Raw genomic sequence first — 15,812 nt, forward strand, 5'->3', positions numbered from 1 at the left:
CACTTTCACCTTATTGACCCGTTAACAGATTATCTAATACAGCTAAAAGCTTGGTTAACTCAGCGAGTTCAGTTCGATTGCCCCACACATGCTCAGCCATCGGAGCCAGTGAAATTTTGCTAGGTAACGGCGATTGTGTTTGGATCAACATCGACATCTTAGGAATAAAAATAAATTGCAGCCATTGCTCGAAACGTAACGTATCGCAGGCAAATGGAGCAACACTGGCAAGCTCAGCATCAGATGGCGATTGGATTGACCATAAATGATTGATTTTAAGTTGCTGTTCCAGCGACTCTAGTAATTGAACAGTTTGAATATAAGGCATAACAGAAGATTATCGCTTAAACGGTTTAAAAATATCACAGGTGTTTGTGCGACTAATCATATCATCAGGCGGCAGTTAACCCTATAATAGCGGCAAGTTAATCGCGAAAAATAAGCTCTCATGACACAACTCGAAACCTTAAGCCAATTCCTCGACACTGCTAATACCCAATTTCAGGTTTATGATTTAGGCCGCAGAGTAGCCAATATCGACCCTGTGCTATTTAGCCAAATTGAAGCGCTAAACACGCCTTACCCATATCCAATTCAAGGTCACGCTCAATTTGCCATTGTATTTTGGCGTGAAGAGCAGCCACCTTTTATTTGGTTTTTAAAGCTCCCGTTAGATGAGCGTGGCTTATTGTCACCAGCTCAGCGTAGTCAGTTCATTAAAATGATTTTAGAAGCACTTGGACGTGATCCAACAAAAGCGTTAACTGATGAAGAACAAGAACGCTATGCCAATCACCCATTTAGCTTTAAACCAAGCCAAGAAAAGTTAGCATTATTTAACGCATTGGTAAAAAAACAGCTAAGCCAACAAGCATCTGCACAATATGAATATGCGGCTCAATATTTTGCACAGTTAGGTGAAACACAAGCCCAAAGCGATAATTGGCAACAATTGGGTTTACAGGGCATTGCTGATGTCTGTGTTCGTTTAGACAAATTTGATCATGACAAACACATCAATGCTTCATTTTCATTCGCGCCTTTAGAAGTACAAGCTGCTGTGTGTCAGTGTTTAGAACATGTCACCATCTCAAACTCATTGGCCGAAACCATTTTTGATAAATTATCGGCAGCAGACATTGAGCACAAACATATCTATCTGCGAGCGCTATCGTCTCAGCCTGAATTGACCCAAAAAGCCATTAAACAGTTGGTTAATTTTCAGCAATTAGATGAAAACTTATTGATCACTATTGCAGCAAGAAGCTGGATAGCATTAAAAGATGATGCAACTCGCAAACTTTATCTAGAAGTTTTAGCCAATCAACCGCAAAACTTCTTTAATCAAGTATTTGCTGATATCGTAGCAATACCAAGCCTGCGAGAATCGCTATTACTAGATTTAAGAAGTACCGACCGCAGCGCCACACTTTCTTCCGCCATTGGCGGATTATTTAGGGCCGTAAGCCAATGATGTCAGATTTTATATTAATCGTTGCCGTTGTAGTGGTCGCTGCATTTTTTTGGCAATTACGCCAAATGGCAGAGATCAGCCGCCGTTATGCTGAAAAGTCTTGCGCCGGTCAGAAGGTTCAACTGCTTGCTATCGCAATGGAGTCGGCAAAACCGAGTATTGGCGGTACAACAGGGTTATGTTGGCGAGCTAAATTCATGTTTGAGTTCAGCACCGACGGTATTAACCAATACCGTGGCCATATCAACATGCACGGCAAAAAAATTGAAAAAATTAATTGGCCAATTTTCCCAGAGCCTGAATGGATGGACGCACCAATGGCTAAAGGCAAATTTGGTGGTTGCGGCGGTGCTTCGAGCTGCAATTCGGGTAAATGCCGATAATAACAACACTGATGCGCTTTATTATCACTAACGCTATCATTTTGATAGCGTTTTTTATATCTGTCGCTAACACTTTTAAAAACACGATAATAAGCGTGAAAAGTCATAGTAAAAGTAGAGGTAAAGTAGAGTTTTCACTTGCACCAGAATGCCTAAACCAATGCATGCCTTTAAAAAGTAAAAAATAACGGTAATTAACGCTTCACCTTGCCAAAATAAACTTGAGTCCAAACTTTACAAATTCCAAAAGAAAGACCGCGACAATAAATTGCCGCGGCCTCTTGTACTCTTGTTAAGCCTTCCTGCTATTTTTGTGCTCCCTGCACCATCCATGCGTCTAACTTGCTCCGTGCGCTATCCTTATTCAATCCTTGATGTTCCTTGTACACTGAAGTACTGTCCCTCTTACTCGATTATCCCTTGACCGAGCCTGCTCAAATCCTTAAGCGTGTCCTTTAATTCATCCTTGGTTTTCTTCCATGACATCCATGATTCAATTATTTGCATCCAATGCAATCACTGTTATCCATAACAGCGTAAATCCTTTTATTGATGTCCTAAAAATCCTTTTCTACAATAAAACCCTTCATCTTAATGATGTCAGTATCATCCTTTGACACTGCCGTTATCCATAACGGTTGTTTTACTGTCGTCGAGAAAGTGAATTCTTAATCATCATCCTGATGAACAAATTATCTCTCTCGTGCATTTACTGCTTGGGTATATTTTAAGAGATGTACGAATAAATAAATATGCACAAAACAGCAGATTAACAAAAAAACAACACTACAAATCTCAAACAAACATAATAAAGTAAAAATTATCAGTAACTTAAAAAAAACACTTGGTGTAAGTCTATTTTAAAAGCGATTATTCTTACATCCCTTGTGAGATATCTCTTACAAACCAGGTAGACAAATGCACTTTTGAAGCAGTTAAGCTGTTCACATATTTAACAAATGAATATCTCATATAATAAAAAGCGCAACCCTAACATGTAAGGTTGCGCCAGTTTTACGCTTTGTTAGCCATCCTGCTAAGTTGTGCTCCCTGCTCCATCCTTGCGAATCGTCTTGCTCCTTGCTCCCTTATTCCTTTTTTACTCAATATCCTTGTATATGCCTTTTAAGCCATACTTGAGTTCTCAATCCTTTGAACAGTCAATCCTTTTGACCGAATCTAACTCCTAAAATTACCTTCCTGGTATTTGCTTCCTGCTACCCATATCTTCCTGACTTGGGGTCATCCATGTTTCAGTTAATCCTTAACTGAGCTTTTACCCACTCCTTGAGCGTGTCCTACTTTCATCCTGAAAACCATTACATGTATTCGTAACAATAACTCTCATCCTGAGTGTTAATCGCCAAATACTTTCTAAGCACTACTATTACTGTTCACTGACTTTTTAAAAAGTTACTTCCTGTAACGATTTGTTTGGTCATTCAATTAATTGCTTAGTGACTTTATTGTATTGAAATCATGTAATAGAAAAATGGAAAAAAGTGGATGAAACAAAATATTCACAATAGCCAACGTCAAACCAAAACAACTAAACTATTGTTTTAAAATAATATAAAAATTAAATAAAAGAAATTAACTCGATTAAAGAATATTAAAACCTACAGTAAGGTGAGAGATCTCTTACATTCCTGATTAACACTTAACCTGAGTTTTTCTTGAGGCCGAGTTTATTTTTTAACATTTGTGCAAACATGACCCAGTCAGCAAGCAAACTATAAAAGGGGTACTCAAAGGTGGCAGGTTTATTCTTTTCAAAGAAGAAGTGACCAACCCAAGCAAAGCCATAACCAATTACGGGCAATGTCCATAAAAGCCACCATTGTTGTGATAACAACACTATAATCAACATGACTACAATAATTCCGCTACCGATATAGTGAAGTCGTCTGCATGTTACATCTTGATGTTGAGATAAATAAAAAGGATAAAAAGAATTAAAGTCTTGGTATTTTTTCGTGCTCATTTTCCATCCTACCTAGCGGTTAAATCAATACGCTCACTATATAAACTGCGAACCGAGTTATTTACTCGAATATATCAATACTTCACCATCTACAGTGCCGATCGTCAGTTGAGAAAGGTGCTGAAAACCCTCACGGATAAATAACTCACCGTGTTTAGGATTATTAATAAACACGCCGATACCATCGAGTTCAGGTTGGTCATCACACCAACTTAACACAGCGTGAATTAATTTAGCGCCATTCCCTTTACCCTGTTCAATGGGCGATAAAGCTATAAACTGCAGAATGCCATATTGATTACTTGGTAGGCTTTCTAAAATACTATTCTCTTTGTTGATTAAGGCTTGCGTGGAGCTCCAACCGGTTCCCAGCACCATTTTCAAACGCCAATGCCAATAGCGGCTTTCACCTAATGGCACTTGATGAGTAATCACGCAGGCAACACCAATCAACCTTTCACCATTAAACCAGCCAATTAAAGGCTGCTCTTGCTGCCATAATTCAGTTAATTCTTCCCTGATAGCGGCACGTAATTTTTGCTCGTAACTGGCTTTATTAGCCGTGGACAAAGCTTCAATGAAAAACGGATCATCATGATAGGCGTTGTATATTATCGACGCTGCCACCCGTAAATCTTCTGCTGTCAGGTACACTGCAAGATATTCCGCCATAGTAGTCTGTTCCATAATTTCAGTCTCATTGAAGTTCAGTGAATAGTTACAAGTTAACAAGTTTGAAACATATTGCAATTTTAATCCGCTCGCCTAGGCTTAATGCAGATAAGTCCATTCACTTCTTAATAAGGTCGTCATCATGGATACCACCTCAATAACGTTAAACCACCTATTTGAACAACTCGGACTGGATGCATCACCGACTGGAATTGAGCACTTTATTACTACGCATAACATTCCTAACGAAATACCAATTACCCAAGCTAGCTTTTGGAATGAAGCACAAAAAGCATTTATTACAGAGGCCTTAACGCAAGACGCCCAGTGGTCAGAACTCGTCGACCAACTGGACGTATTATTAAGGCAATAACAGTAACTACAGTCTAGATTTTTTGGTAAGCCGTATCGCCCCAACCAACTAATTTATTATCACTGATCACCACAGGAGTACATTCATCCTTAGTGGTTTTACCATCACCTTTGCTCCACTGAGTACGATAAAAGAATACATGGACTTCTTTTTTCGGACTGTCTGCGTCAGCTTGAGTAACATAAGCCTCACTGAAATCAGCAGTACCCATTAGAGTCGTTACTTGATCTCGCGCCATACCAATCGTCAACTTAGATAAATTAGTACGATTAGTTTGTTGTTGTTTTTCCCAATAAGAACTGCTGCGATTACCTTCGTGATCACCCACATTCAACACACAACCACTCAATGAAAGACTGCTTACAGCCATTAACAATGCTAAACCCAATTTTGCTTTCATGATATTTCCTTATTATTAAAATGATTCTCACGTAATTTCTACTCAAACTGTTTTTGAGATACGTTATAATGTTGTCCATTATGATTAAGCTAAAAACATGCCAAAAGTTATGTTATTGATTTTATTATATTTTTAAAATAAAATTTGATTAAATCATCATTTTCACCAATCAACATTGAGGATTTTCACTAATTATGAGTCCAATCGAACAAGTCCTCGCAGCGGCCAAAACCATTGCAATGAATGGCCACACTCCGACGATGGCATTAGTAAAAGGAAAACTGGGTGGTAAAGTGCCAATGCCTTTGTTAATCCAAGGCTTGCAGCAGTTTAAAGCTATCCCAAAAGATCAGTGGCAAACCTTGCCAGATTTAGGCGATGCGTTAGAGTCGACCAAACAAACAGCCAATACTGAGCGACAACAACTTGAGCAACTATTTCAAACGCAAATCCAACAAATGAAAGCTGACTTTGACAAAAAAATTGAATTACTAGAACAGCGTATAACCCAATTAGAAAATCAATCATAAGGCTGTTATTAGTTTAAATTAGATTGACCACAAGACTTTTTAACGACACCCAAACACTTTACACATTAACGGAACTCCCATGTTTGTCACTGAGCTCAGATTTGAATGTTTTGCGGATACCACCATCACCGCGGCAGAAAAAGCCATCAACCATTATCTCGAATCATTACGAGCAAACGGTCAAATATTGGGAAGAGAATTTGCAGTCGCCTTTAACGAAGGTGAGTTTAAAGTGCGATTGTTGATGCCAGAAAAAACCAGCTTAGCAACTCGTCACAATAGTCCTTGGACTAAACAAGCCTTACAACAATTAACAGACGCAAAACTGTTAGCCCCGCGCGAGAAATATATAGGTCAAGATATTAACTCTGAAGTCAGCAATACGGAGCAACCTAGCTGGCAAGTGTTATATACCAGCTATGTGCATATGTGTTCACCTATCCGATCTGGCGATAACTTGCTCCCCATTCCACTGTATCAGCTGCCTGCAACCTTTAACGGCGATCATAAACGCGTCATTCGCTGGCAGACAGAATGGCAAGCCTGTGATGAATTACAAATGGCAGCGGCCACTCAGGCTGAATTTGCAGCATTAGAAGAAATTACCAGTCATCAAAGTGATTTATTTAGACGGGGCTGGGATATAAGGGGCAGAGTTGAGTATTTAACTAAAATCCCAACTTATTATTATTTATACCGTGTCGGTGGCGAAAACCTTGCTAGTGAAAAAAACCGAGCTTGTCCACGTTGCGGCTCAAAAGCGTGGCGTTTAGATGAGCCATTATTAGACATGTTCCACTTTAGGTGCGAGCCATGTCGAATCGTATCGAATATCTCATGGGATCATCAGTAATATTATCTTCTCGTCAATAGATACTAATACAACGAGTTAGCTGATAACGCATTATCGGTTCATTCAATAAAAAAGCCAGACCACATCTATAGTCTGGCTTTTTTATTTTCTGTCCGAATAAGCAATTATTTCTTGCCTTTAATCAAATCATTCCACATCATTTTCATTCGCTGCCAAATACCTGGGTGAACAACATATTCCTCTACAATCGGCTCTACCGGCGGCGTTACTCGTGGTGTTAGCGCATCAATAAATTCCGCAAGACTATCGGCTAATTTATCTTTGGGCCTATCACCTGGAATTTCAATCCACACACTGCCATCTTCATTATCGACAGTAATCATCTGTTCGCCATCGCCTAATACGCCAACAAACCAAGTTGGTGCTTGTTTAAGCTTTTTCTTCATCATTAAGTGGCCAATCACATTTTGTTGCAAAGATTCAAAATCTTGCTGGTTCCAAACCTGCAGTAACTCCCCTTCTCCCCATTTAGAATCGAAAAAAAGTGGCGCAGAAAAAAACTCACCATAAAAGGCATTAATATCTTGATGAAGCTTGATGTCTAATGCATGTTCTACATTACTGAAATCTGAATTACTTTTTCGTTTTACCGCTTTCCAAAAAACCGCATCGTCAGATTCAAGATCATACTTGCCTTCAATACAAGCGGATCCTTGACCAAGTGGGAAATAACGGGGTAACTCGTCTAATACATCCTGATAAGCTTGTATATAACGGCTAGAAAAATGTTCCAATGAAGTTGAACAAGACACTTAAGATGCTCCAGTTTTGGGTTATAATAAAAGTCTATTTTGACACGGAAACAGACTAGATGACACACAATCACGACCCCTATAGTGATGCAGATGCACTTAAAGGACTCACTTTAGGTCAATCGACGCAATATCAAGCAGAATATGATGCTTCACTGCTGCAAGGGGTTCCTCGTAAACTTAATCGCGACGCTATTGAATTAACTGATACTCTGCCGTTTCAAGGGGCAGATATTTGGACTGGCTACGAGTTATCTTGGTTGAACGCCAAAGGTAAACCTATGGTCGCAATGATTGAAGTTTACCTTGCTATCGAAAGTGATAATTTAATCGAATCAAAATCGTTCAAGTTGTATTTAAACAGCTTTAACCAAACACGTTTTGACAGTGTAGAGCACGTTCAGCAAACCTTAACCACTGACTTAAGCCAATGCGCTAATGGTAAGGTAACAGTGAAAGTGATTGAGCCTAAGCATTTCAATACTCAACGTATTGTTGAACTACCTGGCAATTGTATCGATGAGCTTGATATTGAAGTCAATGATTATGAATTTAACCCTGAGTACTTGCAAGACAGCACTGAAGAGAAAAATGTTGTCGAAACACTCACGTCAAACTTATTAAAATCTAACTGTTTAATCACTTCACAGCCAGATTGGGGAAGTGTGATGATCCGTTATCAAGGCCCAAAGATTAATCATGAAAAGCTATTGCGCTATTTAATCTCATTCCGCCAACATAATGAATTTCATGAGCAATGTGTAGAGCGTATTTTTACCGACCTAAAACGATACTGTCATTGTACTAAACTCACTGTTTATGCACGTTATACTCGCCGCGGTGGATTGGATATCAACCCATTCAGAAGCGACTTTGAGCAACCTCCAGAGACGCACCGTTTAGCAAGACAATAAATTGCTTATTCATCAATCAGCTTAATGAATAAAGCCTAATCCCTAGGCTTTATTCATTTATTTTCTGTCGTAATACCGAGCCCTTCATGCCTACAGACAATGTTACTTGTTTAACACCAACAACTGACGATATTCAGTCCCATCAGCATTTCAAAATATTTAAACCCTTTGGTTTTTTAAGTCAATTTGTGCCTGAAACTCGAAAGAAAAAACACTTATTGGGCGAGTTATGTCAGTTTCCAGATAAAACCATGGCAATTGGTCGATTAGACCATGATTCTGAAGGCTTATTACTGCTAACAACTGACGGCATGATGAGCCATAAAGTGAGAAGTAAAGGCATCGAAAAAGAATATTATGTTCAAGTGGATGGCGATATTGATACCAAAGCGGTGTCACTACTACAAAACGGAGTTGAAATTGGCATTAATGGCACGAAATATCTCACTCTGCCCTGTAAAGCATTCAAGCTAAACGCAGAGCCAACGCTTCCCTCACGCGGTAAAAAAATCCGCGATCCAAGACATGGCCCCACCAGCTGGGTTTCAATCACATTAACTGAAGGTAAAAACCGTCAAATCAGAAAAATGACCGCTGCCGTTGGCTTTGCCACATTAAGGCTTGTTAGGGTCAGAATTGGTGATATACAAATTGATGATATGCGTGCTGGCGACGTTATTGAACTTAATAACTTAGATTCAGTAATAGACCCTAACCTTAGCTAACCCATAAAACGGGGCTATTCATTTATCGGCTTAACTTCCTAGTTCTTGGTTGAATACACTTTCTCCATCGCAGACTCCACCAGCTCCCGTAACCACTTTATCGCAGGGTCTTGATGATTACGTGTTGGCCAAATACTGTAAATCGAAATCACTTGGCTTTCAAAAGGCAAGTCCATCAAAATTAAATTAAAAATAGATTGATAGTTTTTAGCGTAGGTATAAGGCGCAATACAAATGGCATCGGATTTACTCACGCCAGATAACATCGTCAGTAAAGAGGATTTTTCACCATACATATCTCGTTCAGGTAAATGGTCTGTTGAAATCATCTCTGCAACTCGCTGGTTATGACGATGAAGTCGATAAAACAGATGCTTAGCCGCGAAGTACGACACTTCATCTATTCCATGTTTAAATTGCGGGTGCTCAGCCCTAGCAACACAAACAAGCTTTTCGGTGGCAATTTGCTTACTGGTAAAGCTCGCTTCAGTTGGCGCAACAATATCTAGCGCTAAATCAATTTGCTGATTTTTAAGGGCTTGATATAAATTACCCTCATCTAAAATCGCTTCTGTAAAAATGATTTCAACGCCTTTATCCGTCAGTGACTTTTCGATATCTGCTTCAATCAAATCAATAATTGATTCATTAGCGCTGACATGAAATACCCGTTTTGACAACGAAGGATCAAAGGCTTTAACGCTATTAATGCATTGTTCGATTTCGATGAGTGGCAAACTTAACTGTCGGTGCAAGTGCTGACCTATCGCAGTGAGAGCGATCCCTCTTCCTTGCCTAATAAATAGTTCACCCCCCACAACCGCTTTAAACCGATTGATAGCATTACTGACTGACGACTGAGTTAATGCAAGGTGCTCCGCTGCAAGCGTAATAGATTGATAATCACATACACAGCAAAAAACTCTAATAAGGTTAAGATCCAACTTAAGTAATTGTTGTTGCATAAGAGCATCAGACGCTAAGTTCTCTTGCTTCATCACTTCTCCCATAACACATATCGCCAAATACATTCACACGATAAATGTATTAACCATTTTTAGCTATAGTTATATTTGGGCTTTTTATTGTTAACTTATCTTTAACAATAAAAAGTACCCGAGGCTTACATGAGAAAAACACGAGTTGCTTTAGTCATCAGTTTATCATTTACCAATGCAGCGGCTGCTGCGCAGCACGAACATGACCACATCAGTCTTGACTACCAAGGTAAGCCTGCGACGCCCATTACTGCAGAGCACAACAAAGCCATAGCACAAAAGTTACCATTCGAAGATAAATCCGCTTTTGAGCGCTTTAGTCGACATAAAATTGCCTCTTTTGATGAAGCCACCGCCAAGATACTGCGTGCAGAATTTAACTTTATCAGTGACACGCTTCCTGATTCAGTCAACCCTTCGTTATATCGCCAAGCTCAACTGAATATGGTACCAGACGGACTTTATAAAGTGACTGATGGCATTTACCAAGTGCGAGGCACTGACTTATCTAACTTAACCCTTATTCGAGGTAAAACGGGTTGGATTGTATATGACGTTTTATTAACTAAAGAAGCTGTTCAGCAATCATTAACATTTGCTTTTGCTCACTTGCCTGAGGGCAAAGATTTACCTGTTGTGGCAATGATTTACTCTCACAGCCATGCAGATCATTTCGGTGGTGCCCGTGGCGTTCAGGAACGCTACCCTGATGTCAAAGTATATGGTTCATATAATATTACCCAAGAGATTGTGGATGAAAATGTACTCGCGGGTAATGTCATGAGCCGGCGAGCTGCTTACCAATACGGCGTTACACTCGATAAACACAATCACGGAATTGTCGATGCAGCGTTAGCAAAAGGTTTATCAAAAGGCGAAATCACTTACGTCAAACCTGAATATGAACTTCATCATCAAGGCAAATGGGAAACCTTGACCATTGATGGTCTTGAAATGGTCTTTATGGATGCATCTGGCACTGAAGCTGCCAGTGAAATGATCACCTATATACCGTCTATGAAGGCGCTATGGTCAGGCGAATTAACATATGATGGTATGCACAATATTTATACCTTACGAGGCGCTAAAGTTCGCGACGCATTAAAATGGTCTAAAGACATTAACGAGATGATTAATGCATTTGGCGAAAATGTGCAGGTACTATTTGCTTCGCATTCTGCGCCGGTATGGGGAAATAAAGAAATTAATCATTACCTTCGCATGCAGCGAGATAATTATGGCCTCGTTCATAATCAATCTTTACGTTTAGCCAATGAAGGTGTGGTAATACAAGATATAGGTGATGCAATCATGGAAACCATTCCACAAAATGTCCAAAACGAATGGTACACCAATGGTTATCACGGTACATACAGCCATAACGCTAAAGCTGTGTACAACATGTATTTAGGCTATTTTGATATGAACCCAGCCAACTTAAACCCCTTACCTACAAAGGCTGAAGCAATTAAGTTTGTAGAATATATGGGCGGCGCTAACAATGTAGTATCAAAAGCGCAAGCTGACTTCAATCAAGGTGAGTATCGGTTTGTCGCCACTGCATTAAATAAGGTGGTCATGGCCGAACCACAACACCCCCAAGCCCGAGAATTACTTGCCGATACCTATGAGCAACTTGGCTACCAAGCCGAAGGAGCTGGTTGGCGAAATATTTACTTAACCGGTGCGCAAGAGTTACGTATTGGCATAAAACCTGGCGCACCTAAATCCGCATCCGCTGATGTTATCAGCGAAATGGATATGTCGACCTTGTTCGATTTCCTTGCGGTTAAAGTTGACAGTATAAAAGCTGCTGAACTTGGTAATATCACTTTAAATGTAGTGACACAAAGCGGCGATAAAACTGACACGCTCTTTGTAGAGTTAAGTAACGGAAACTTGAGTAATATCAAAGTAGACAAGGCCAAAAAAGCCGATGCCACACTGACAATTAATAAGTCTGATGTCGTGGCAATATTATTAGGTAAAGCAGATATGAAAGCGCTAATGCAATCAGGAGCTGCGAGTATGCAAGGTGATAAATTAGCATTTGCCAAAATTGCATCAACATTGGTGCAATTTAATCCTGATTTTGAAATCGTACCGCTACAGCATACTCATTAGCTCATAACTTAACGAAATTCGGCTGCAAAGTTTTTCACTCTGCTTCTTTGCTGATATTCACTACTTTACCAAGAGTAACGGCATGAGAGTTTAAAGCGAAAATGACCGACTAAGACAAGTGAGGGAAGATTGTTCTGATAAGCCGTTTTTGATTAGCAGTTAAACATCCAAAAAACCTTAACAGTTCGATAAATCAGTTGGTTTTTATGAACATTTTTATTTGTTCATGCCAGCTGATTTTTTTTGCCTTTAATTGAAGTGTTAATGGCTTTTCGCCAAAAGCGAACTCGCCCACACTCACAGCAAATCGATATGAATTATTAAGCTTACCTAAACAACATTGCCATAAAGGTGAGACTTCATAACAAGACTCAACATCATTAGTCTGTTCAAGCTCATCAACGTCTATAGGCTTCAATAAGCTAAGTGAAATATCATGCTGAATTGGCAACGACTTATCATCTAATGTTAAGTTAGCTAAGCTCGGCGCAGATAAGTCAAATGCAAACGATTTAAGCGACAAGGCCAGTCCCAGTCCCTTTGCTTTAATATAAGATTCTTTCAGTGCCCATAAATCGAAAAATCGCTCACGCTGCTGACTTTCAGGTAACGCCAATAATACCGCTTCTTCTGGTTTTGAAAAATAGTGATGTAAAATTGAATGGATATTCGTGCTTTCTCGGCAGCGTTCAATATCGACCCCCAATTGAATGGGCATTGAAGCGTCATCTTTAGAGTGAATGACACCAATAAGCAACCAGTTACCACTGTGACTTAAATTAAACTGCAAGCCAGTTTGTTTATATTGCACAGCCGATAGCCTAGGTTTGCCCTTCTCACCATACTCAAATTGCCAATCGTCTGGGTCGATATTTGCAAAGCTCGATAATACGCTGCGCAAATACCCACGCACCATTAACCCTTGCTGTTGAGCAGCGCGTTGAATAAAGCGATCCACTTTATTTATCTCAGCATCAGATAACCATGAACGCACTGTAGAGACGGTTTTCTCATCTAATAAATTGGTATCTAAAGGACAAAAAAATAATTGAATAGTGGGTAAAGGGCTCAAACTAAACTCGCATTTATAATTGCAATAAGACATTGTCGCTTGTTCTAGGTCACTAATTCAACACATAAACAATCTTGATTGAAAATGTCGTCTAAGGTTTAAGCAAATAATGGAAGATTTAGACAAATAAAAAGGGTTAAGCCATCCTTAACCCTTTGCATATCATCTGTTATTTCAATAAGTATTAGCCAATCAATCTACCAGTGCTTTTACCGCCTTTTTAGGTAAAACATCATAACGGCTAAACTGCATTGAAAACTGACCTTCTCCACCTGTCATAGATTTAAGCTTTGAAGAGTAGCTACTGACATTGGCAAGTGGCACTTCAACGCTGACCTCAACAAGTCCATTGGCATTTGCCTGCGTACCACAAATAATGCCACTAGATGCACTAATGTCACCTGTCACTTCGCCGACATGCTCTTGCCCAACTAAAATGCTCATATCAACTAATGGTTCTAACATTACAGGTTTTGCTAACGATACTGCTTCTATAAAAGCTTTTTTACCCGCCATCACAAAAGCAATTTCTTTAGAGTCTACACTGTGGTGTTTGCCATCCAATAACGTGACTTTTATGTCTTGTAATGGATAGCCACCTAACTCACCGGCTAGCATGGCTTCTCGCACGCCTTTCTCTACTGCTGGAATATATTGACTTGGCACTGAGCCACCAACCACCTTCGAAATAAACTCAAAGCCTTCACCACGCTCAAGTGGCTCTATGGCTAATTCAACTTCACCAAATTGGCCAGATCCGCCTGATTGCTTTTTATGGCGATAACGGCATTTTGCTTTCTCGGTGATGGTTTCTCGATAAGCCACCGCCGGCGTATCAGTATCCATGTCGAGGTGGAACATATTTTGCGCTTTTTCAAGCGCAATTTTTAAATGCAAATCCCCTTGACCTTGCAATACGGTTTGCCCTTCAACTTCACTTCGAGTGATGTGTAAACTTGGATCTTCAGCGACCAGTTTATTGAGAACATCGGAGATCTTTTGTTCATCACCACGACGTTTGGCTGATACAGCTAGGCCAAAAATAGGTTGCGGCACTTCCAGTTCAGGTAAATGAAATTCATCTTCATCATGGCTATCATGCAGTACAGAACCAACACTTAATGCATCCAATTTTGCAATAGCGCAAATATCGCCAGGAAACGCTTGGGATACATTAATTTGTTTATCGCCTTGAAGCTTCATTAAGTGAGAGACTTTGAAAGGTTTGCGGCCTTGGCCAATAAACAGCTTCATGCCAACATTCAGCGTCCCTTGGTACAACCTAAATACACCCAGTCTTCCTAAAAATGGGTCAATTGAAACGCTAAACACATGGGCTAAAACATGATCTGTTGCCTTTTGTGTCACTGTTACTGGTGTCGCCTGTTCACCAAATCCTTTCATAAATTGTGGCGCATTAGCTTCAAGTGGACTTGGCATGAGTTTGATCAGCATTTCTAACAATGAGCTAATCCCAATATCTTGTTCTGCACTTGTAAAGCAGACTGGCACTAAGTGCCCCATTCTGAGTGCTTTTTCTAGCGGAGCATGAAGCTGCTGAGGCGTTAACGACTCACCTTGCTCTAAATACAAGGTCATTAACGCTTCATCTTCTTCAAGTACCGTATCAACTAGCTCATCCCTAGCACTAGCAGGTTGACTAAATAACGTCTCTGCACTTTCATCACAATGTAAATAACAATCAACAACGGCTTTTCCATCGGCACTGGGCAAATTAACCGGTAAACATCGGTGTCCAAATTGATGCTGAATGTCGATCATCACATCTGACACTCGCGTGAGATTACTGTCGAGGTGGTTAATGGCAATAATCACCGCTTTACCTTGCGCTCTTGCAGCTTCAAAAGCACGTTTAGTCACAGACTCTATACCAACGGCGGTATTAATAACCAACAATACTGACTCAACGGCAGGCAAAGGTAATAAGGCTCGCCCGAAAAAGTCAGGTAAACCTGGCGTGTCGATAAAGTTGATATGATGCTGTTGATACTGAAGGTGTAAAAATGAAGGCTCTAAACTATGACGGTGGGATTTTTCTTGGGCAGTGAAATCAGCATGATTTGTGCCCTTGTCGACCTTGCCCTTTAACGATATTGCTTTTGCTCTATACAGTAACGCTTCAAGCAAGGATGATTTACCTGCTCCAACATGTCCGAGCACAGCCAAATTACGGGTTTGCTCAGTAGTAAACTCAGCCATAATGGCCTCCTGTTTTCACATTATTAAACTTTCCATATTCTTGTCTAACTTTGTTTACGTTTGGCTATTTATTGCGCATAAAAATAGTATACGGGGCTAACAACTCAGATGAATTGACCTAGATCAGTGTTTACCTCGGCAACGTTTTTTATAACAAAATCACCCATTCGGCTTACAAGTGTTAGCTAATTCTGGTCGTATCAGTGATTAATTAGTTTCGGGTGATTGTATCGGCCCGAAACCTCAGGTACTCTGCATGCTCGATTGTGCTAAAACGCTAATTTTGAAGATGAACAAACGTTAATCTTCACGTTTTT

Annotated in this window: 16 protein-coding genes; 8 read left to right on the forward strand and 8 right to left on the reverse strand. The window is 39.9% G+C overall.

All coding sequences use genetic code 11. The features are described from left to right. Positions 1 to 10: 10 nt before the first annotated feature. A complete protein-coding gene (locus AN944_RS02975) occupies positions 11 to 328 on the reverse strand; it encodes a YqcC family protein (protein WP_055023096.1) in 318 nt (105 codons plus the stop codon). Positions 329 to 448: 120 nt separating this feature from the next. On the opposite strand from AN944_RS02975, the gene AN944_RS02980 reads away from it, so the two are divergent. Beyond that, a complete protein-coding gene (locus AN944_RS02980) occupies positions 449 to 1,474 on the forward strand; it encodes a DUF3549 family protein (RefSeq protein ID WP_055023097.1) in 1,026 nt (341 codons plus the stop codon). Next, positions 1,471 to 1,857 (forward strand): DUF3301 domain-containing protein, encoded by a 387-nt coding sequence (locus AN944_RS02985; RefSeq protein ID WP_055023098.1) that lies wholly within the window; start codon positions 1,471 to 1,473, stop codon positions 1,855 to 1,857. Before AN944_RS02980 ends, AN944_RS02985 begins: the two co-directional genes overlap by 4 nt. 1,660 nt (positions 1,858 to 3,517) lie before the next feature. On the opposite strand, the gene AN944_RS02990 is transcribed toward AN944_RS02985, so the two are convergent. Then, on the reverse strand, positions 3,518 to 3,841 hold the full coding sequence (locus AN944_RS02990) for a DUF962 domain-containing protein (RefSeq protein ID WP_055023099.1): 324 nt from the start codon (positions 3,839 to 3,841) through the stop codon (positions 3,518 to 3,520). 57 nt (positions 3,842 to 3,898) lie between these two features. Continuing rightward, a complete protein-coding gene (locus AN944_RS02995) occupies positions 3,899 to 4,528 on the reverse strand; it encodes a GNAT family N-acetyltransferase (protein WP_055023100.1) in 630 nt (209 codons plus the stop codon). 127 nt (positions 4,529 to 4,655) lie between these two features. On the opposite strand from AN944_RS02995, the gene AN944_RS03000 reads away from it, so the two are divergent. Continuing rightward, a complete protein-coding gene (locus AN944_RS03000; RefSeq protein WP_055023101.1) occupies positions 4,656 to 4,886 on the forward strand; it encodes a DUF2789 domain-containing protein in 231 nt (76 codons plus the stop codon). 13 nt (positions 4,887 to 4,899) lie between these two features. Here the strand turns inward: AN944_RS03000 and AN944_RS03005 are convergent, their stop codons facing one another. After that, a complete protein-coding gene (locus AN944_RS03005; protein ID WP_119968756.1) occupies positions 4,900 to 5,286 on the reverse strand; it encodes a DUF3192 domain-containing protein in 387 nt (128 codons plus the stop codon). 194 nt (positions 5,287 to 5,480) lie between these two features. Between AN944_RS03005 and AN944_RS03010 the strand changes: the two genes are divergently transcribed. Both AN944_RS03010 and AN944_RS03015 read left to right on the forward strand, forming a co-directional pair. Next, positions 5,481 to 5,816 (forward strand): hypothetical protein, encoded by a 336-nt coding sequence (locus AN944_RS03010; protein WP_055023103.1) that lies wholly within the window; start codon positions 5,481 to 5,483, stop codon positions 5,814 to 5,816. 79 nt (positions 5,817 to 5,895) lie between these two features. Further along, positions 5,896 to 6,669, forward strand: coding sequence for a Zn-ribbon-containing protein (locus AN944_RS03015; RefSeq protein ID WP_055023104.1), 774 nt, complete (start codon positions 5,896 to 5,898; stop codon positions 6,667 to 6,669). A gap of 125 nt (positions 6,670 to 6,794) precedes the next feature. On the opposite strand, the gene syd is transcribed toward AN944_RS03015, so the two are convergent. Beyond that, the gene (syd, locus tag AN944_RS03020) at positions 6,795 to 7,442 is read right to left on the reverse strand and encodes a SecY-interacting protein (RefSeq protein ID WP_055023105.1); all 648 of its coding nucleotides are present in this window, start codon (positions 7,440 to 7,442) and stop codon (positions 6,795 to 6,797) included. A gap of 59 nt (positions 7,443 to 7,501) precedes the next feature. On the opposite strand from syd, the gene queF reads away from it, so the two are divergent. Together queF and AN944_RS03030 are read left to right on the forward strand one after the other, a co-directional pair. Next, complete coding sequence (gene queF / locus AN944_RS03025; RefSeq protein WP_055023106.1) at positions 7,502 to 8,356, forward strand: NADPH-dependent 7-cyano-7-deazaguanine reductase QueF; 855 nt, start codon at positions 7,502 to 7,504, stop codon at positions 8,354 to 8,356. 86 nt (positions 8,357 to 8,442) lie between these two features. Beyond that, positions 8,443 to 9,081: a pseudouridine synthase gene (locus AN944_RS03030; protein WP_055023107.1), complete on the forward strand. Its 639-nt coding sequence runs from the start codon at positions 8,443 to 8,445 to the stop codon at positions 9,079 to 9,081. A gap of 38 nt (positions 9,082 to 9,119) precedes the next feature. Here the strand turns inward: AN944_RS03030 and AN944_RS03035 are convergent, their stop codons facing one another. Next, positions 9,120 to 10,079 (reverse strand): LysR family transcriptional regulator, encoded by a 960-nt coding sequence (locus AN944_RS03035; RefSeq protein ID WP_055023108.1) that lies wholly within the window; start codon positions 10,077 to 10,079, stop codon positions 9,120 to 9,122. Between the two features lie 129 nt (positions 10,080 to 10,208). Between AN944_RS03035 and AN944_RS03040 the strand changes: the two genes are divergently transcribed. After that, positions 10,209 to 12,203: an alkyl/aryl-sulfatase gene (locus tag AN944_RS03040; RefSeq protein ID WP_055023109.1), complete on the forward strand. Its 1,995-nt coding sequence runs from the start codon at positions 10,209 to 10,211 to the stop codon at positions 12,201 to 12,203. Between the two features lie 193 nt (positions 12,204 to 12,396). Here the strand turns inward: AN944_RS03040 and AN944_RS22010 are convergent, their stop codons facing one another. Further along, positions 12,397 to 13,275 carry a 4'-phosphopantetheinyl transferase superfamily protein gene (locus AN944_RS22010; RefSeq protein ID WP_055023110.1) on the reverse strand — a complete coding sequence of 293 codons (879 nt, stop codon included), beginning with the start codon at positions 13,273 to 13,275 and terminating at the stop codon, positions 12,397 to 12,399. Between the two features lie 192 nt (positions 13,276 to 13,467). Beyond that, positions 13,468 to 15,495 carry an elongation factor G gene (fusA, locus tag AN944_RS03050; protein ID WP_055023111.1) on the reverse strand — a complete coding sequence of 676 codons (2,028 nt, stop codon included), beginning with the start codon at positions 15,493 to 15,495 and terminating at the stop codon, positions 13,468 to 13,470. Between the last annotated feature and the right edge of the window lie 317 nt (positions 15,496 to 15,812).

This window comes from Shewanella sp. P1-14-1 (genome assembly GCF_001401775.1).
GTDB classification, from domain to species: Bacteria; Pseudomonadota; Gammaproteobacteria; order Enterobacterales; family Shewanellaceae; genus Shewanella; species Shewanella japonica.

Coding starts and splice junctions, on each gene's coding strand:
- AN944_RS03030 (WP_055023107.1), top strand. CDS start 8,443: ATGCCTACAGACAATGTTACTTGTTTAACACCAACAACTGACGATATT.
- AN944_RS03005 (WP_119968756.1), bottom strand. CDS start 5,286: ATGAAAGCAAAATTGGGTTTAGCATTGTTAATGGCTGTAAGCAGTCTT.
- AN944_RS03035 (WP_055023108.1), bottom strand. CDS start 10,079: ATGAAGCAAGAGAACTTAGCGTCTGATGCTCTTATGCAACAACAATTA.
- AN944_RS02975 (WP_055023096.1), bottom strand. CDS start 328: ATGCCTTATATTCAAACTGTTCAATTACTAGAGTCGCTGGAACAGCAA.
- AN944_RS02985 (WP_055023098.1), top strand. CDS start 1,471: ATGATGTCAGATTTTATATTAATCGTTGCCGTTGTAGTGGTCGCTGCA.
- AN944_RS03015 (WP_055023104.1), top strand. CDS start 5,896: ATGTTTGTCACTGAGCTCAGATTTGAATGTTTTGCGGATACCACCATC.
- fusA (WP_055023111.1), bottom strand. CDS start 15,495: ATGGCTGAGTTTACTACTGAGCAAACCCGTAATTTGGCTGTGCTCGGA.
- AN944_RS03040 (WP_055023109.1), top strand. CDS start 10,209: ATGAGAAAAACACGAGTTGCTTTAGTCATCAGTTTATCATTTACCAAT.
- AN944_RS02980 (WP_055023097.1), top strand. CDS start 449: ATGACACAACTCGAAACCTTAAGCCAATTCCTCGACACTGCTAATACC.
- AN944_RS03000 (WP_055023101.1), top strand. CDS start 4,656: ATGGATACCACCTCAATAACGTTAAACCACCTATTTGAACAACTCGGA.
- AN944_RS02990 (WP_055023099.1), bottom strand. CDS start 3,841: ATGAGCACGAAAAAATACCAAGACTTTAATTCTTTTTATCCTTTTTAT.
- AN944_RS02995 (WP_055023100.1), bottom strand. CDS start 4,528: ATGGAACAGACTACTATGGCGGAATATCTTGCAGTGTACCTGACAGCA.
- AN944_RS03010 (WP_055023103.1), top strand. CDS start 5,481: ATGAGTCCAATCGAACAAGTCCTCGCAGCGGCCAAAACCATTGCAATG.
- queF (WP_055023106.1), top strand. CDS start 7,502: ATGACACACAATCACGACCCCTATAGTGATGCAGATGCACTTAAAGGA.